The organism is Streptococcus sp. 1621, assembly GCF_013276615.1.
GTDB lineage: Bacteria > Bacillota > Bacilli > Lactobacillales > Streptococcaceae > Streptococcus.
On record NZ_VMLJ01000012.1, the window covers coordinates 1 to 18,029 of the forward strand.

The 18,029-nt window shown below is 37.7% G+C and carries 13 protein-coding genes; 7 read left to right on the forward strand and 6 right to left on the reverse strand.

Going from position 1 to position 18,029, the window contains the following annotated elements:
- Window positions 1-213 precede the first annotated feature (213 nt).
- Both HT697_RS02860 and HT697_RS02865 read right to left on the reverse strand, forming a co-directional pair.
- Window positions 214-978 carry an amino acid ABC transporter ATP-binding protein gene (locus tag HT697_RS02860; RefSeq protein ID WP_000189476.1) on the reverse strand — a complete coding sequence of 255 codons (765 nt, stop codon included), beginning with the start codon at window positions 976-978 and terminating at the stop codon, window positions 214-216.
- On the reverse strand, window positions 978-2,543 hold the full coding sequence (locus tag HT697_RS02865) for an ABC transporter substrate-binding protein/permease (RefSeq protein WP_173253079.1): 1,566 nt from the start codon (window positions 2,541-2,543) through the stop codon (window positions 978-980). The genes HT697_RS02860 and HT697_RS02865 overlap by 1 nt, the downstream gene beginning before the upstream one ends.
- Window positions 2,544-2,681: 138 nt before the next feature.
- Between HT697_RS02865 and HT697_RS02870 the strand changes: the two genes are divergently transcribed.
- Together HT697_RS02870 and HT697_RS02875 are read left to right on the forward strand one after the other, a co-directional pair.
- A complete protein-coding gene (locus tag HT697_RS02870) occupies window positions 2,682-4,571 on the forward strand; it encodes a DUF2207 domain-containing protein (RefSeq protein ID WP_173262038.1) in 1,890 nt (629 codons plus the stop codon).
- A gap of 61 nt (window positions 4,572-4,632) precedes the next feature.
- Entirely contained in the window at window positions 4,633-5,478 is an 846-nt protein-coding gene (locus HT697_RS02875) for an undecaprenyl-diphosphate phosphatase (protein WP_173262041.1), read from the forward strand.
- 138 nt (window positions 5,479-5,616) lie between these two features.
- Here HT697_RS02875 and dinB read toward each other — a convergent pair whose 3' ends face one another.
- Window positions 5,617-6,678, reverse strand: coding sequence for a DNA polymerase IV (dinB, locus tag HT697_RS02880; protein ID WP_173262044.1), 1,062 nt, complete (start codon window positions 6,676-6,678; stop codon window positions 5,617-5,619).
- A 237-nt stretch (window positions 6,679-6,915) separates the two neighbouring features.
- Here dinB and pflB point away from each other — a divergent pair, with 237 nt between their 5' ends.
- A complete protein-coding gene (gene pflB, locus HT697_RS02885) occupies window positions 6,916-9,240 on the forward strand; it encodes a formate C-acetyltransferase (RefSeq protein ID WP_000260631.1) in 2,325 nt (774 codons plus the stop codon).
- Window positions 9,241-9,608: 368 nt separating this feature from the next.
- Here the strand turns inward: pflB and HT697_RS02890 are convergent, their stop codons facing one another.
- The 3 genes from HT697_RS02890 to HT697_RS02900 form a co-directional block, all read right to left on the reverse strand.
- Entirely contained in the window at window positions 9,609-10,166 is a 558-nt protein-coding gene (locus HT697_RS02890; protein WP_173217915.1) for a DUF6036 family nucleotidyltransferase, read from the reverse strand.
- Entirely contained in the window at window positions 10,159-10,443 is a 285-nt protein-coding gene (locus HT697_RS02895; protein WP_050259685.1) for a hypothetical protein, read from the reverse strand. The genes HT697_RS02890 and HT697_RS02895 overlap by 8 nt, the downstream gene beginning before the upstream one ends.
- 1,009 nt (window positions 10,444-11,452) lie before the next feature.
- Window positions 11,453-12,676, reverse strand: a complete 1,224-nt coding sequence (locus tag HT697_RS02900; protein ID WP_173217913.1) for an ROK family transcriptional regulator — start codon at window positions 12,674-12,676, stop codon at window positions 11,453-11,455.
- A gap of 168 nt (window positions 12,677-12,844) precedes the next feature.
- Between HT697_RS02900 and HT697_RS02905 the strand changes: the two genes are divergently transcribed.
- The 4 genes from HT697_RS02905 (at window position 12,845) to lacG (ending at window position 17,989) form a co-directional block, all read left to right on the forward strand.
- On the forward strand, window positions 12,845-14,167 hold the full coding sequence (locus HT697_RS02905; protein ID WP_050090535.1) for a PTS sugar transporter subunit IIC: 1,323 nt from the start codon (window positions 12,845-12,847) through the stop codon (window positions 14,165-14,167).
- Window position 14,168: 1 nt separating this feature from the next.
- On the forward strand, window positions 14,169-16,055 hold the full coding sequence (locus HT697_RS02910) for a DUF4838 domain-containing protein (protein ID WP_173217911.1): 1,887 nt from the start codon (window positions 14,169-14,171) through the stop codon (window positions 16,053-16,055).
- A 167-nt stretch (window positions 16,056-16,222) separates the two neighbouring features.
- Window positions 16,223-16,567 carry a PTS lactose/cellobiose transporter subunit IIA gene (locus HT697_RS02915; RefSeq protein ID WP_000836780.1) on the forward strand — a complete coding sequence of 115 codons (345 nt, stop codon included), beginning with the start codon at window positions 16,223-16,225 and terminating at the stop codon, window positions 16,565-16,567.
- Window positions 16,568-16,576: 9 nt separating this feature from the next.
- A complete protein-coding gene (gene lacG / locus HT697_RS02920; RefSeq protein ID WP_173217909.1) occupies window positions 16,577-17,989 on the forward strand; it encodes a 6-phospho-beta-galactosidase in 1,413 nt (470 codons plus the stop codon).
- Window positions 17,990-18,029 lie beyond the last annotated feature (40 nt).

Consider the following 18,029-nt stretch of genomic DNA (forward strand, 5'->3'; position numbering starts at 1 on the left):
AAATCATGAAAAATTTGAAGATTAATCTTTGGATAACGGCGGATTCCTGACCCTCAAGTAGTAGAGATAGAGAATCTGCCTTTTCATTTTGGACAGCAAAAAGACTGCACGGTTGATGCAGCCTTTTCTTTTTATTTGATACTCTTCGAAAATCAAATTCAAACCACGTCAGCTTAACCTTGCCGTACTCAAGTACAGCCTGCGGCTAGCTTCCTAGTTTGCTCTTTGATTTTCATTGAGTATGAGATAGCGTTGAAGGAACTCTTTTGTACGGTCTTCTTTAGGATTGGTGAAGAGGTCTTCTGGTTTGCCTTCTTCAGCGATTACACCCTTATCCATGAAGATAACACGGTGAGAGACATCACGGGCGAATTCCATTTCGTGAGTTACAACAATCATGGTCAAGCCTTCTTGAGCCAGGTCCTGCATGATTTTGAGGACTTCTCCAACCATTTCTGGATCGAGAGCTGATGTTGGTTCATCAAAGAGAATAGCGTCAGGATTCATTGAAAGGGCGCGAGCGATGGCCACACGTTGTTTTTGACCACCTGAGAGTTGTTTTGGTTTGGCTTGCCAGTAGCGTTCTCCCATGCCGACTTTTTCTAGGTTTTCTTTGGCAATTTTTTCAGCTTCTGTGCGTTCGCGTTTAAGGACTGTTGTCTGAGCGACGATTGTGTTTTCGAGAACGTTAAGATTTTCAAAGAGGTTAAAGGATTGGAACACCATCCCTAGTTTTTCACGGTATTGCGTGAGGTCATAGCCTTTTTCGAGGACGTTTTGTCCATGATAAAGGATTTGTCCATCAGTTGGCGTTTCAAGTAGGTTAATGGAGCGTAGGAAGGTTGATTTTCCGCTTCCAGAGCTTCCGATGATAGAGATGACTTCTCCCTTGTGGACAGTCAGAGAAATGTCTTTTAGCACTTCGTTTTGTCCATAGGATTTTTTGAGGTGTTTAATTTCAAGGATTGCTTGTGTCATTATTTTAAATCCTCCGTTTGCATTTGGTTAGCACCTGTAGTATAGGTATCCATGTCCATTCGGCGCTCGATGAAGCGTAGGATACGTGTTACGGTGAAGGTGAGGACAAAGTAAATCACGGCGATGATTGTAAATGTCTGGAAGTATTGATAGGTTTGTGTTGCCACGGTATTTCCTGAGAAATAAAGTTCGACAACCGAGATAACGTTCAATACAGATGTATCTTTGATATTGATGACAAATTCATTACCAGTTGCTGGTAGGATGTTACGGACCACTTGAGGTAGGACAATCTTACGCATGGTTTGGTTATGAGTCATACCGAGTGCAGTTGCGGCTTCAAATTGTCCCTTGTCAACTGCCAGGATACCACCACGGACGATTTCAGTCATGTAGGCACCGGTATTGATTGAAACGATGAAGATAGCAGCTAGTGTACGGTCAAGGTTGATCCCGAAAGCTTGGGCAGTTCCATAGTAGATAACCATCGATTGAACGATCATTGGGGTACCACGGAAAATTTCAATGTAGACATTGAGGATCCAGCCGATTAGTTTTTGTAGGCCGTAAATGGCTTTATTTTCAGAGAGAGGAGCAGTACGGAAAACACCAATGGCAAGACCGATGATGAGACCGATGATGGTTCCGACGATAGAGATTAAAAGAGTGATACCAGCACCACGCAAGAGTTGTTGCCAGTTTTCAGAAAGAATTTTAGTGACTTGGCTAAAGAAACTACTGCTAGTCTCTTCAGTTGTTGTAGCTTCGGCAGGTTGTTCCTTGATCATACGATCCATCAAGGCAACTTGGTCGTCTTTTGAAATGGTTTCAATGCTGGCATTGATTTGGCTAATACGATTGTCATCTTTACGAAGTCCAATAGCGATAGCTGTATCTTCTTCCCCAGTTTTGAAACCAGGTTCTACTTGGACCATCTTAAACTTAGAGTTCGCAGCTTCAGCGGTCAGAGCTTCTGGGCGTTCAGAAACATAAGCATCGATAACACCAGCCTCAAGAGCTTGGCGCATTTGAGCGAAGTCTCCCATGGCTGTTTCTTTTTTAGCACCTGGGATTTGTGCAATCAAGTCATAAAGGTAGACACCTTGTTGAGAAGTGATTTTCGCACCATTAAAGTTATCTAAAGATTTAGCATTTGCGTAGGCAGAATCTTTTTTGACTAGTAGAACTGGTTCGCTAGTGTAGTAACTGCTTGAAAAGGCAATTTCTTGTTTACGCTCGGCAGTAGGACTCATACCTGCGATAATCATGTCAATCTTACCAGAAGTAAGGGCAGGAACTAGACCCTCCCACTTGGTTTTAACAACCAAAGGTTCTTTACCTAAGTCCTTAGCGATTTTCTTGGCGATTTGAACATCGTATCCGTTAGCATACTGGTTAGTCCCATCGATTTTGACAGCTCCATTGCTATCATCGTCCTGAGTCCAGTTAAAGGGAGCATATGCTGCTTCCATCCCGATGCGTAAATATTCATCGGCTTGGGCAACATTGACAAGTCCCAGCATCAGTAAGAGACTTGTGAAAATAGATAAGTATATTTTTCTCATGATTTCTCCTATTTCTAATCTATTAAAAAATAACTGTCTCCTATTTTATCGAAAAATGCGTAATTTTTCAACATAAGTAAGCCTTTACTTACGAAAAAATGCTATAATGATAAGAAAGATAAAAAGGGGGCTTAATTGATGAAAAAAACTTTTTTCTTATTTGTTTTAGGCTTGTTTTGCCTTCTGCCATTCTCTGTTTTTGCCATTGATTTCAAGATAAACTCTTATCAAGGTGATTTGTATATTCATGCAGATAATACGGCAGAATTTAGACAGAAGATAGTTTACCAGTTTGAGGAGGACTTTAAGGGCCAAATCGTGGGACTTGGACGTGCAGGCAAGATGCCTAGTGGATTTGACATTGATCCTCATCCAAAGGTTCAGGCTGCGAAAAATGGTGCTGAACTGACAGATGTTACGAGCGAAGTGATAGAAGGAGCAGATGGTTATACTGTTAAAGTTTATAATCCAGGTCAAGAAGGCGACACAGTTGAAGTTGACCTCGTTTGGAACTTGAAAAATTTGCTTTTTCTATATGATGACATTGCTGAATTAAATTGGCAACCTTTAACAGATAGTTCAGGGGCTATTGGCAAGTTTGAATTTCATGTAAGGGGAGAAAAGGGGGCTGAAAAACTCTTTTTCCATACAGGGAAACTTTTTAGAGAGGGAATGGTTGAAAAGAGTAGCCTTGATTATACTATTCGTTTAGACAATCTTCCGGCTAAGCGTGGGGTTGAATTGCATGCCTACTGGCCTCGAACTGATTTTGCTAGCGCTAGGGATCAGGGTTTGAAAGGGAATCGTTTAGAAGAGTTTAATAAAATAGAGGACTCGATTGTTAAAGAAAAAGAGCAAAGTAAACAACTCCTTACTTGGGTATTTCCTTCGATACTTTCTATCTCCTTGTTATTGAGTGTCTGCTTTTATTTTATCTATAGAAGAAAGACCACTCCTTCAGTCAAATATGCCAAAAATCATCGTCTCTATGAACCACCAATGGAATTAGAGCCTATGGTTTTATCAGAGGCTGTCTACTCGACCTCTTTGGAGGAAGTGAGTCCCTTGGTCAAGGGAGCTGGAAAATTCACCTTTGATCAACTTATTCAAGCTACCTTGCTAGATGTGATAGACCGTGGGAATGTCTCTATCATTTCAGAAGGAGATGCAGTTGGCTTGAGGCTGGTCAAAGAAGATGGTTTGTCAAGCTTTGAGAAAGACTGTCTAAATCTGGCTTTTTCAGGCAAAAAAGAAGAAACTCTTTCCAATTTGTTTGCGGATTACAAGGTATCTGATAGTCTTTATCGTAGAGCAAAAGTCTCTGATGAAAAACGGATTCAAGCAAAGGGACGTCAGCTCAAATCCTCTTTTGAAGAAGTATTGAAAGAGATGCAAGAAGGGGTGAGAAATCGGGTTATCTTCTGGGGACTTCCAGATTATTATCGTCCTTTAACTGGTGGGGAAAAGGCCTTGCAAGTAGGTATGGGTGCCTTGACTATCCTGCCCCTATTTATTGGATTTGGTTTGTTCTTGTACAGTTTGGATGTTTATGGCTATCTTTACCTCCTCTTGCCAATACTTGGTTTTCTAGGTTTGGTTTTGGCTGTTTTCTATTATTGGAAGCTTCGATTAGATAATCGTGATGGTGTCCTAAATGAAGCAGGAGCAGAAGTCTACTATCTCTGGACCAGTTTTGAAAATATGTTGCGTGAGATTGCACGATTGGATCAGGCTGAATTGGAAAGTATTGTAGTCTGGAATCGCCTCTTGGTCTATGCTACCTTATTTGGCTATGCAGACAAGGTCAGCCATTTGATGAAGGTTCATCAGATTAAAGTGGAAAATCCAGATATCAATCTCTATGTAGCCTATGGTTGGCATAGTATGTTTTATCATTCAAGCGCGCAAATGGGCCATTATGCCAGCATCGCAAATACAGCAAGTACCTACTCTGTATCTTCTGGAAGTGGAAGTTCTGGCGGTGGCTTCTCTGGAGGCGGCGGAGGAGGTAGTATCGGAGCCTTTTAAAGAGAACTGCCATAGACTGAAAAAGTATGCTATAATGGAAGATAGAAAAAAGGAGTAATCTATGTATCTTATTGAAATTTTAAAATCTATCTTCTTCGGTATTGTTGAAGGAATTACGGAATGGTTGCCGATTTCCAGTACAGGTCACTTGATTTTAGCAGAGGAGTTTATCCAATACCAAAATCAAAATGAAGCCTTTATGTCCATGTTTAATGTCGTGATTCAACTTGGTGCTATTTTAGCAGTCATGGTGATTTACTTTAACAAGCTTAATCCTTTCAAACCGACTAAGGACAAGCAGGAAATTCGTAAGACTTGGAGACTATGGTTGAAGGTCTTGATTGCGACCTTGCCTTTGCTTGGTGTCTTTAAGTTTGATGATTGGTTTGATACCCACTTCCATAATATGGTTTCTGTTGCTCTCATGTTGATTATCTATGGGATTGCCTTTATCTATTTGGAAAAGCGTAATAAAGCGCGTGCTATCGAGCCAAGTGTAACAGAGTTGGACAAGCTTCCTTATACGACCGCTTTCTATATCGGACTCTTCCAAGTTCTTGCCCTTTTACCAGGAACTAGCCGTTCAGGAGCAACGATTGTCGGTGGTTTGTTAAATGGAACGAGTCGTTCTGTTGTGACAGAATTTACCTTCTATCTTGGAATTCCAGTTATGTTTGGAGCTAGTGCCTTAAAGATTTTCAAATTTTTGAAAGCAGGACAGCTCTTGAGCTTTGGGCAATTGTTCTTGCTCTTGGTTGCGATGGGAGTCGCTTTTGCAGTCAGCATGGTCGCTATTCGCTTCTTGACGAGCTATGTAAAAAAACACGACTTTACCCTTTTCGGTAAATACCGCATCGTGCTTGGTAGTGTTTTGCTACTTTACAGTTTTGTCCGTTTATTTGTATAAGAAAAACCTTGAAGGGTCCAGGCTCTTCAAGGTTTTATATTTTTCGAAAATCTCTTCAGCTCTATCTGCAACCTCAAAACAGTGTTTTGAGCAGCCTGCGGCTAGCTTCCTAGTTTACTCTTTGATTTTCATTGAGTTTCAAAATCCAGTCAGGGTAATCCCCAGCAGGCGGACACCTCTTTCTTTCTCGCTTAACTCTTCATAGAGTTGCAGGGCGATTTGGCTTATCTGACTAGCATCCTGTGTTTTTTGAGCCAGACTTTTTCGTTTAGTAAGAGTTGAAAAGTCCTCGTAGCGAATTTTCAGAATGACAATTTTTCCAGCTTTTTCTTGTTGACTGAGATTGAGAGCGACTCTTTCTGATAGAAGAGTCAGCTCTTTTTTAATGTCTTCCTCGGCACGGAGAATCTTCCCGTAGGTTTTCTCCTTGCCGATTGATTTACGGATGCGATTTGATTTAACTGGAGAGTTGTGAATGCCACGAGCCTTTCGATAAAGGTCATAGCCCAGTCTGCCAAATCGGTCTATTAGGGTCACTTCAGGAACTTCAAGTAGATCAGCGCCAGTAAAAACACCCATGTGATGAAGACGTTCCACCGTCTTTTTTCCTACTCCATGAAATTTGGAAATATCCATTTGTTTGAGAAAATCCTCAGCCTGGTCAGGTAGAATCACTGTCAGACCATGTGGTTTTTGATAATCACTAGCCATTTTAGCTAAGAATTTGTTGTAGGAAACGCCAGCAGAAGCAGTTAGATGGAGTTCTTGCCAGATATCCTCTTGAATGAGACGAGCGATTTTGACCGCTGACTTGATACCGAGTTTATTTTCTGTCACATCCAAATAGGCTTCGTCAATGCTCATGGGTTCTATTAAATCTGTATAACGCTTAAAGATAGATCGAATCTGGAGTCCCACAGTCTTGTATTTCTCATAATTTCCTGAGATAAAAACGGCCTGGGGACAACGCTCATAGGCTTCCTTGGAACTCATGGCAGAATGGACACCAAAAGCTCGTGCCTCATAGCTACAGGTAGAAACGACTCCCCGCCCACCTGTTTGCCGAGGGTCGCTTCCGATAATGACAGGTTTTCCTCTGAGTTTAGGATTATCTCTGATTTCTACCGCAGCAAAAAAGGCATCCATGTCAATATGGATGATTTTTCTTGACAAATCATTTAACAAAGGAAAAATCAACATACCTATCCCCTTTTTACCGCTTATTCTCTTTTATTATACTCTTTTTTCTGAAAAAAGGAAAAGAGGCTTTATTTTTTTCAAAAATATAATACAGTTTGGGATAAAAAACAGACTGTTTTAGAAAAGAAAGTGTAAAAATAGGGAATTTTCACTTGTTGAAATCGGTTACTGTGTGGTATACTTGTCTCATAAATGTAACAGATGGTTGTTACTAGAAAGAAAAAAGAGGACATTAACATGGTTGTTAAAACAGTTGTTGAAGCACAAGATATTTTTGACAAAGCTTGGGAAGGCTTCAAAGGCGTAGATTGGAAAGAAAAAGCAAGTGTATCACGCTTCGTACAAGCTAACTACACACCTTACGATGGAGACGAAAGCTTCCTTGCAGGACCAACAGAACGTTCACTTCATATCAAAAAAATTGTAGAAGAAACTAAGGCTCACTATGAAGAAACTCGTTTCCCAATGGACACTCGTCCAACATCTATTGCTGATATTCCTGCTGGATTTATCGACAAAGAAAACGAAGTTATCTTCGGTATCCAAAACGATGAACTCTTCAAATTGAACTTCATGCCAAAAGGTGGTATCCGTATGGCTGAAACTACTTTGAAAGAAAATGGATACGAACCAGATCCAGCTGTTCACGAAATCTTCACTAAATACGTAACAACAGTTAACGACGGTATCTTCCGCGCTTACACTTCAAACATCCGTCGCGCTCGTCACGCTCACACTGTAACTGGTCTTCCAGATGCATACTCACGCGGACGTATCATCGGTGTTTACGCACGTCTTGCTCTTTACGGTGCAGACTACTTGATGCAAGAAAAAGTAAACGATTGGAATGCAATCGAAGAAATCGATGAAGAAACAATCCGTCTTCGTGAAGAAATCAACCTTCAATACCAAGCATTGCAACAAGTTGTTCGCTTGGGTGACCTTTACGGAGTTGATGTTCGCAAACCAGCGATGAACGTTAAAGAAGCAATCCAATGGGTTAACATCGCCTTCATGTCTGTTTGCCGTGTTATCAACGGTGCTGCTACATCCCTAGGACGTGTACCAATCGTATTGGACATCTTTGCAGAGCGTGACCTTGCTCGTGGTACATTTACTGAATCGGAAATCCAAGAATTCGTTGATGATTTCGTTATGAAACTTCGTACAGTTAAATTTGCTCGTACAAAAGCTTACGACCAATTGTACTCAGGTGACCCAACTTTCATCACAACTTCTATGGCTGGTATGGGTAACGACGGTCGTCACCGTGTTACTAAGATGGACTACCGTTTCTTGAACACACTTGACAACATCGGTAACTCTCCAGAACCAAACTTGACAGTTCTTTGGACTGATAAATTGCCATACAACTTCCGTCGCTACTGTATGCACATGAGCCACAAACACTCTTCAATCCAATATGAAGGTGTAACAACAATGGCTAAAGACGGATATGGTGAAATGAGCTGCATCTCATGCTGTGTGTCTCCACTTGACCCAGAAAATGAAGAACAACGCCACAACATCCAGTACTTTGGTGCGCGTGTAAACGTATTGAAAGCCCTTCTTACTGGTTTGAACGGTGGTTACGACGATGTACACAAAGACTACAAAGTATTTGACATCGAACCAATCCGTGACGAAGTTCTTGAATTTGAATCAGTTAAAGCTAACTTTGAAAAATCTCTTGACTGGTTGACTGACACTTACGTAGATGCTTTGAATATCATCCACTATATGACTGATAAGTACAACTATGAAGCTGTTCAAATGGCCTTCTTGCCAACTAAACAACGTGCCAACATGGGATTCGGTATCTGTGGATTTGCCAACACTGTTGATACATTGTCAGCTATCAAATACGCTACAGTTAAACCAATCCGTGACGAAAATGGTTATATCTACGATTACGAAACAATCGGTGAATACCCACGTTGGGGTGAAGATGACCCACGCTCAAACGAATTGGCAGAATGGTTGATCGAAGCTTACACTACTCGTCTACGTAGCCACAAACTTTACAAAGACGCAGAAGCTACAGTATCACTTTTGACAATCACATCTAACGTTGCTTACTCTAAACAAACTGGTAACTCACCAGTCCACAAAGGTGTATACCTCAACGAAGATGGTTCTGTGAACTTGTCTAAACTTGAATTCTTCTCACCAGGTGCTAACCCATCTAACAAAGCTAAAGGTGGTTGGTTGCAAAACTTGAACTCACTTTCTAGCCTTGACTTTAGTTATGCAGCTGATGGTATCTCATTGACTACACAAGTATCACCTCGCGCTCTTGGTAAGACTCGTGACGAACAAGTTGATAACTTGGTAACAATCCTTGATGGTTACTTCGAAAACGGTGGACAACACGTTAACTTGAACGTTATGGACTTGAACGATGTTTACGAAAAGATCATGTCAGGTGAAGACGTTATCGTACGTATCTCTGGATACTGTGTAAACACTAAATACCTCACTCCAGAACAAAAAACTGAATTGACACAACGTGTCTTCCACGAAGTTCTTTCAATGGATGACGCCTTGGATGCATTGAGCTAATCAAGTTCTTGAATAATGAAATAAGGAACCCTCGGTCAGTCGACCGAGGGTTTTGTGCTTGGGATAGTGTGAGCAATTCCTTCGGCGCAATATGCAATGTTTTTGGGAAGGAATAGTGGACCGAATCTGAAATATAATAGATTGAAACTAGAATAGTACACCTTTATTTCTAAAACATTGTTAGAAATCGATTTGACTGTCCTGATCGATTGGTCCTATTCTTATTTTATTTTACTATAGTCCGCTGAAACGGCTCAAACAGTGCTAGAAATTGACTGGAATTCTCTAAGCGATTTGTTCAGATTTTATTTCATTTCATCATAAAAACAAGACGACTGGCTAATTGACAATCATCTTGTTTTATACTGTTAATAAAATTCGCGAAGTTTATCTTGATTTTCTTTAAAAAATTTTTCTAACCAATCCATACCATAAGCATAACTAAAGCCTTCTAATAGAACAGAGAGGTCAATAGTATCAAATCCCATGTCTTTTAAATATTTAAAGGTATCGAATGGTGAATGAAAGTTTTTGTATTTAATAATTGCACCAATATCTTTCAAATCCTGCTCTCTGATACTCATCATCTTCATTCCTAACACATACTCAATAGGGACTACTAAAACAGTCAGATTCTCAAATGAGTACAAGGATTCACATAAACTTAAGGGAGGTTGTTTGTTCATATTTGCAACATGATTGTTGAGCCATAACTCTTCGTGGGTGTTAAGATTAAACTGTTTTCCTACACGAGCAATAATTTCATTGATTTTCTGATTTTGGTCATAAAAAGCATCAACATCTTGTGTGGCACGTAAACCATGATATTCTAAGACATAACCACCGACACAGATAATTGTTAAAGTCAGATTTTCCCGAATTAATTCCTTATTTAGGGCTTGGAAGACCGGTTTCATTTTATCCATGCTTGTATTTCTCCATCAATTTTTGAACATTGGTTAACTTAGCAGGTTTATTTAATGAAATCACATATTTATGAGTTGGAGTATGCTCTTGAAAGGCATACTTCAAGCTAATTTTTTGAAAATGAGTTAGTTCTTTGGAGTCTAGCAACTTTTCTACATCTTGGTTTGTTAAATAAGAATAGTCTTCAAAAATAACTTTTCGCAAATAGCGAAACCAATGGCTTGCGTTGAATTGTGATTGTTTGGATGCCTGTATCATATAATCGTACCAATCCATTGTCTTCCTCCTATGAAATTTAGTTTATCTTATTGTAGTTTATATTTAAAAATGTAGTTTTTCTTAATTAGCTCGTATTAGAAAAGAGTGTTTAGAATGCAAAATGAACCTTTTTTCTTATCCAAAAACCTTACTAAAGTATATAATTTAGGAAGTCAATTCTGTATGATAATGTTTGTACTATCGTCGAGTTTTTGCTTGATTGCCTAACGAGATAAATTTTAGAAGAATTTTCGGTGTGATTTGACAAGCTTCTGACTGGAAGGATAGTTACACTAGTATTGTTTATTAAAATGAGGAGATAGAGAAAATTTGGAATCCATTTGCTTATTATCAATCGTTTTTTTAGCTTATTTGTCTTAGAATGGTATAGAACTGATTTATGGATTGATCCTCTTGTATCTTATCCTGTTCCTAAATATGTTGGTAGAAAAATGAAGCAGTTGTTACGAGTGTCTGTATTGGGAAAAATTTTATCTATACAATTCTTTAAATGATATGAAGGCTAGGAATGCCAAAACACTGACATATTTCGTTTGAATCTCATCCGATCCCTTTACTTGTATTTGTAGAAATGCTATCAGTAATATATTCGCGAACACTATGATTTATAACAGTGTGGTCGTACATCTTTGTAACTTTATTATACAACAACCATTTACAGGTGTAAAGTTGAGCAGTGTCTTTAGTAAATTTAGGGACTTGTTTTGTCACAGTTTTGATACCTGTATTCGTTGTTTTATGAGCATTTAACGTTTCTTTTCATGTAGGCATTTCAATAATTAGAATGATATTTTTCCGAGGATGAACTTATATATTGTGACTTTTTAGAGTTACGATGTTTCTTGATCTGACTACCGCTATCAATTTCATCTATTTTTACAGTTTCATGCAACATAGCGAGAAGGCGGTTTCCTATATGGAAGTCGTCTTGTTTTCATATTGTCTAAAACGAGATATTTACTACAGGTTATAGTTGATTTAAACAGGTCTATAGATTTCTAATATATTAAGGTGAAATAATATCTTGTAATACATTGCTATGTTCTATGAAAAAAGCGACGATAGCTAATGCACAAGCTCCTATACTTCCACGATGTTTGTTGTAAGGTAAAATTTCAATTTCTATATTACGAGTAAAGGGAACAAAGTGGAGTTGATCTTGGATTTTATCCCTGACTTCATGAGTGAAAGGTTGATAATTAAGCAATTGACTGTTGATATAGATTTTATCAGCAGGATTGATGAGGAGAAGATTTGCAATAGAAGTGGCCAATAAATTGACTCCTTTATCAATTTGTTGACGTAAAGCGGAGTCGCCTAAGTTGTAAGCTGTTAAAAGGGTATCTAAATGAATGTCTTTTTCAGTCTTTACAAGGCTTTTTAGTACAGTTAGTTGAGAATTTTTAAATAATAATTGGGCATGTTTGATTAACCAAGCATCCGAAATATATGTTTGTAAACAACCTTTTTTTCCGCATTCACAATATTGCCCATTCAATTCGACAATGGTGTGTCCAATTTCTCCGATATAAGGATTTTTAGAGGCTCCTATTTTTTCTTTTGTGAAAAAGGAAGTGTAAATACCTAATCCAGCGTGTAGGAAAATAAAGTTATCGGGGGTATTGTGTGGATTAAAAAGGTATTGTCCTATAGCCATACAATCGATATTATTTTTTACAATAAAAGGAAAATTGAAATCTTTAATTACATTTAATAAATTAAAAGATTCCCATATGGGGTTGTTTGTAATGATGCTTCCGGAGTCTTTGTTATAATGTCCAGGTATTGATAAGCCAAATCCAAGTAATTTTGTTTCCAAAGGGACATACTTTGTAGCTGTTTTTATCATATTGGTAATGGTGGAATTGATTTCTGAAATAGGATAATCTTCATTCAAAATTTCTGTCTCGAAAAGATTTTTCCCTTGTAAGTCACATAGACTGAGAAAGATACCTAGGACGTTTATTTCAATACCTCCAACAACATATGGGATATTATCTGTAATAGAAATAGTTTTTCTCCGTCTTCCAGATCCGGAAAACTCGCTAAATTCATCACCAGTTTCGTATATGAGGGACTGTTCACTTAGCTCTTTGATGATGTTAGTCGTTGTTGCTGGAGTAAGTCCTGTTTCATTAACAATATCTGTACGAGATGTTGCTGGATTTCGATATAGAAACTCCAGTATAGTGGCTCTATTTTGTAAAAAGGCTGATTGTTTTGTAATCATTTGTTTCCTCCTTTGGTTTATTTTATATTAAACATAAGAAAAAATCAATTAAAATTATTATTCTATACAAAGAAAAAAATATTGTAAAAACAGCAAAAAAACATATTGACAACGCTTTCTGTTAGTGGTATATTTAATTTATAAAAAATAAAAAAAGGAGTTCTGGTGATGAACAATATTTTAACGTTTTTAGAAACGAAAGTCGCTCCGTTTGGTGAAAAAGTTGGCAACCAACGGCATTTGAAAGCTATTCGTGAAGGATTTATGATGGCAATGCCTTTGATTTTAGTCGGCTCTTTATTTCTTATTCTAATCAGTTGGCCTCAAGAGGCTTTTACAAATTGGCTGAATAGTGTTGGATTGCTAAGTATCTTGACAACTATGAATCAGTCAACAGTAGCGATTATTTCCTTGGTCGCTTGTTTCGGTATTGCCTACAGGTTGTCGGAAGGATATGGTACAGATGGTCCGTCTGCAGGGATTATAGCCTTATCTAGTTTTGTATTGATGGCACCTCGTTTTTCAAGTATGGTTTATGATAAAAATGGGGAGCAGGTCAAGCAGTTATTTGGCGGCGCAATACCATTTTCTAGCCTGAATGCATCTTCGTTGTTTATGGCGATTACTATTGGATTGGTTACAGCGGAGATTTATCGTATGTTTATCCAGCGCGGAATTACGATAAAAATGCCAAGTGGTGTCCCAGATGTAGTAAGTAAATCATTTTCAGCTCTTTTACCTGGTTTTACTACTTTTGTTTTGTGGGCTCTGGTCTTAAAAGGTCTTGAAGCGGCAGGAGTTGCAGGAGGTCTCAACGGACTTTTAGGTGCAATTGTTGGAACACCGCTTAAGTTAATTGCAGGAACGCTTCCAGGTATGATTCTATGTGTTATTGTAAACTCATTCTTTTGGTTCTGTGGAGTTAATGGGGGACAAGTTTTAAATGCTTTTGTAGACCCAGTTTGGTTACAATTTACTACAGAAAACCAAGAAGCTGTGGCTGCAGGACAAACCCTACAACACATTATTACATTACCGTTTAAAGATTTATTTGTATTTATTGGTGGCGGTGGAGCGACTATTGGTCTTGCAATTTGTCTCTTCCTATTTAGTAAGAGTCGTGCGAATAAAACATTAGGTAAGCTAGCTATTATACCGTCTATCTTTAATATCAATACAGCTATTCTATTTACGTTTCCAACGGTTTTAAATCCGATTATGCTGATTCCGTTTATTGCTACTCCTACAATCAATGCCTTAATTACCTATGTATCAATGGCTGTAGGATTAGTACCTTATACAACAGGTGTAATCCTTCCGTGGACAATGCCACCGATCATAGGAGGATTCCTTGCGACAGGGGCTAGTTGGCGAGGAGCTCTATTACAAGTTGTTTTGATTTTGGTTTCTGTGGCAATTTATTATCCATTCTTCAAAATTGCAGATAAACGCAATCTTGAAAAAGAAAAAGCTACTGTTGGAGGGAAATAAGATGGTTATCAGAGTATTTGATCAACAGAAAAATACTTATTCTAGCTTTGCCTTAGAGGAATTAAGTTACTATATGAATCGGGTCTTTAAGACTGACATAGAACTTGTCGAGGAGAAGGAAGCGGATATTTTTGTAGGATTAGTCAATAAAGAGGATGGAAAAGACCATATTTTCATCTCATTAAATAAGGGTAAGGGGAGAATTGAGTCCAATACAATTGTAGGTTTACTTATTGGAATTTACCGAATGTTTCATGAATTTGGGGTTGTGTATACTAGACCAGGGCGCGGACATGACTTTGTTCCAGAGCTACGATTTGAAGATTTTTTAGATAAAGAGCTATCTATAGATGAAACAGCCAGTTACTATCATAGGGGAGTATGTATAGAGGGAGCGGATTCATTTGAAAATATACTAGATTTCATTGATTGGCTACCTAAGATTGGGATGAACAGTTTTTTCATCCAGTTTGAAAATCCTTACTCTTTTTTGAAACGTTGGTATGAACATGAGTTTAATCCATATCTAAATAAAGAACAATTTTCAAATGAATTAGTACAAGAATTGAGTGATAGGTTGGATAAAGAATTGCAAAAAAGAGGTCTTATTCATCATCGTGTTGGTCATGGATGGACAGGTGAAGTTTTAGGTTACTCTTCAAAATTTGGCTGGGAATCAGGTCTTAGTATTTCAGAGGAGAAGAAACCCTATGTCGCTGAAATAAACGGGAAACGAGAATTGTTTAATACGGCTCCGATTTTAACCAGCCTGGATTTTTCAAATCCAGATGTAGCTGATAAGATGGTAGAAATTATCAAGGATTATGCCAAGAAAAGACCTGATGTGAACTACTTACATGTATGGTTGTCGGATGCTCGTAATAATATTTGTGAATGCGAAAACTGTAGACAAGAATTGGTTTCGGATCAGTATATTCGTATTCTCAATCAATTGGATAGGGCTTTAACGAGTGAGGGATTAGATACAAAGATTTGTTTTCTGCTTTACCATGAGTTGTTATGGGCACCTCAGAAAGAAAAATTAGATAATCCTGAACGCTTTACCATGATGTTTGCACCGATTACAAGAACATTTGAAATGAGTTATGCAGATGTATATTTTGACAATTCCATACCTACGCCTAAACCTTATCTGCGTAATAAAATTATACTTCCGAATTCTCTTGAGGAAAATTTATCTTATCTTTTTGAGTGGCAAAAAACATTTAAAGGAGATAGTTTCGTATATGACTATCCTTTAGGGCGTGCTCATTATGGCGATTTAGGCTATATGAAAATTAGTCAAACTATTTACAAAGATGTATCTTATCTTTCAAACCTACATTTGAACGGGTACATTTCGTGTCAAGAATTACGTGCCGGATTCCCTCATAATTTTCCTAATTATGTTATGGGGCAAATGCTCTGGAAGAAGACAAGAAGTTATGAAGAATTGATTGAAGAATACTTTTCTGCTTTGTATGGGTCAAATTGGCAGTCTGTTGTTGAATATTTAGAAAAATTATCTAGTTATTCCTCATGTGATTATTTTAATGCAATTGGCAGCCGTCAAAATGATGTTTTAGCGAATCATTATTATATAGCTTACAATCTAGCTGATAATTTTTTACCAATTATTGAGGAAAATATTTCTAAGTTATTAAATAGTCAAAAGGATGAATGGAAACAGCTCAGTTATCATCGTGAATATGTTGTTAAGATGGCGAAGGCTTTATATCTTCAAGCAACTGGAAAAACAAGGCAAGCTCAAGATGAATGGAGAAATGTGTTGAATTATATCCGTGGGCACGAATTACTATTCCAATCTAATTTGGATGTTTATCGTGTAATTGAAGTAGCAAAAAATTACGCTGGTTTCCACTTATAAATCATAAGTATAGAAAATGAACTAAGGTATTCAGAGAAGATTGATCCTAAATATTATGAAATTTAAGGATTTTTAAGATATTTAGGGTCAACTTTCTATTTGTATCGTAGCGAAGTCATTTTAATAATGATGTGTAAAAGATGGATCAAGATTGAGGAGGAAGAAAGATGAAATCAAAAGAAGAAATAAATATGCTTGGTTTTACAATTGTCGCTTACGCAGGAGATGCAAGGTCAGATTTGATGGATGCTTTGGCGTTTGCGAGAGATGGATATTTTGAACAGGCAAGAGAATTGGTTGAGTCTGCAAACGACTCAATAGTGTCTGCCCATCGAGAACAGACTAATTTATTAGCGGAGGAGGCATCTGGAGATAATTTTGAAGTGAGTTTTATCATGATTCATGGTCAAGATACCTTGATGACAACGATGCTATTGTATGATCAGGTCAAGTTTTTTATTGATGAATATGAACGAATTCGAAAGATTGAAGAACACATTGGCTTGCAATGAGGATCGGTTATGGAAAATTTACAGGTTAATGCCCTACCAAAAGAGTTTTTATTAGGAGCAGCCACCGCTGCTTACCAAGTAGAGGGTGCAACTAGGGTAGATGGCAAAGGAATAAATATGTGGGATGTTTATTTGCAAGAAAATAGTCCGTTCTTACCAGATCCAGCTAGTGATTTTTATCATCGTTACGAAGAAGATATAGCCTTGGCGGCAGAACATGGTTTACAGGCTTTGCGCTTATCTATTTCTTGGGTTCGCATATTTCCTGATATAGATGGGGAGCCTAATATATTGGCTGTTCAGTATTACCATAGAGTATTTCAGTCCTGCTTAAAACATAATGTGATTCCGTTTGTTTCTTTACATCATTTTGATTCGCCTCAGAAAATGTTAGAAACAGGGGATTGGTTGAATAGAGGGAATATTGATCGTTTCATACGATATGCTCGCTTTTGTTTTCAAGAATTTACAGAAATCAAACATTGGTTTACAATCAATGAACTGATGTCTCTTGCTGCAGGTCAATATATAGGAGGTCAGTTTCCTCCAAATCACCATTTTCAATTATCTGAAGCAATTCAAGCGAATCATAATATGTTGTTGGCGCATGCTCGTGCAGTCCTCGAATTTCATCAATTAGGAATTGAGGGAGAGATAGGTTGTATTCATGCTTTAAAACCAGGCTATTCTATTGATGGGAAAAAAGAAAATATTTTAGCAGCTAAACGGTATGATGTTTATAATAATAAGTTTCTATTAGATGGAACTTTTTTGGGGTACTACAGTGATGACACGCTTTTCCACTTGAATCAAATATTGGAAGCTAATAATTCTAGCTTTATTATTGAAGATGGTGATTTAGAAATTATGAAAAGAGCTGCACCTCTTAATACGATGTTTGGGATGAATTATTATCGTTCAGAATTTATTCGTGAATACGAAGGTAAAAATAGACAAGAATTTAATTCAACAGGAATAAAAGGACAGTCTTCTTTTAAATTAAATGCTCTAGGTGAATTTGTAAAAAAGCCTGGTATTCCGACAACAGATTGGGATTGGAATATTTATCCTCAAGGGTTATTTGATATGTTGCTTCGTATCAAAGAAGAATATCCTCAACATCCGGTCATTTATTTAACTGAAAATGGTACAGCCCTTAAAGAGGTTAAGCCAGAGGGCGAGAATGATATTATTGATGACAGTAAGAGAATCCGTTATATTGAGCAACATTTACACAAAGTTTTAGAGGCTCGAAATAGGGGAGTCAATATTCAAGGCTATTTTATATGGTCTTTGCAAGATCAATTTTCTTGGGCGAATGGCTACAATAAGCGATATGGTCTTTTCTTTGTTGATTATGAAACACAGAAGAGATATATTAAGAAAAGTGCTCTTTGGGTAAAAGGGCTAAAACGGAATTAAGGTTAGCGATTTGAATGATGTTTAATATGTTTTAAATATG

Excerpts from the sequence above, each read along its gene's own strand:
- HT697_RS02895 (WP_050259685.1), bottom strand. The coding sequence starts at position 10,443 with ATGGATTGGTACGATTATATGATACAGGCATCCAAACAATCACAATTC.
- HT697_RS02905 (WP_050090535.1), top strand. The coding sequence starts at position 12,845 with ATGAACAATATTTTAACGTTTTTAGAAACGAAAGTCGCTCCGTTTGGT.
- HT697_RS02875 (WP_173262041.1), top strand. The coding sequence starts at position 4,633 with ATGTATCTTATTGAAATTTTAAAATCTATCTTCTTCGGTATTGTTGAA.
- pflB (WP_000260631.1), top strand. The coding sequence starts at position 6,916 with ATGGTTGTTAAAACAGTTGTTGAAGCACAAGATATTTTTGACAAAGCT.
- HT697_RS02865 (WP_173253079.1), bottom strand. The coding sequence starts at position 2,543 with ATGAGAAAAATATACTTATCTATTTTCACAAGTCTCTTACTGATGCTG.
- HT697_RS02860 (WP_000189476.1), bottom strand. The coding sequence starts at position 978 with ATGACACAAGCAATCCTTGAAATTAAACACCTCAAAAAATCCTATGGA.
- HT697_RS02870 (WP_173262038.1), top strand. The coding sequence starts at position 2,682 with ATGAAAAAAACTTTTTTCTTATTTGTTTTAGGCTTGTTTTGCCTTCTG.
- HT697_RS02900 (WP_173217913.1), bottom strand. The coding sequence starts at position 12,676 with ATGATTACAAAACAATCAGCCTTTTTACAAAATAGAGCCACTATACTG.
- HT697_RS02910 (WP_173217911.1), top strand. The coding sequence starts at position 14,169 with ATGGTTATCAGAGTATTTGATCAACAGAAAAATACTTATTCTAGCTTT.
- lacG (WP_173217909.1), top strand. The coding sequence starts at position 16,577 with ATGGAAAATTTACAGGTTAATGCCCTACCAAAAGAGTTTTTATTAGGA.
- HT697_RS02915 (WP_000836780.1), top strand. The coding sequence starts at position 16,223 with ATGAAATCAAAAGAAGAAATAAATATGCTTGGTTTTACAATTGTCGCT.
- HT697_RS02890 (WP_173217915.1), bottom strand. The coding sequence starts at position 10,166 with ATGGATAAAATGAAACCGGTCTTCCAAGCCCTAAATAAGGAATTAATT.
- dinB (WP_173262044.1), bottom strand. The coding sequence starts at position 6,678 with ATGTTGATTTTTCCTTTGTTAAATGATTTGTCAAGAAAAATCATCCAT.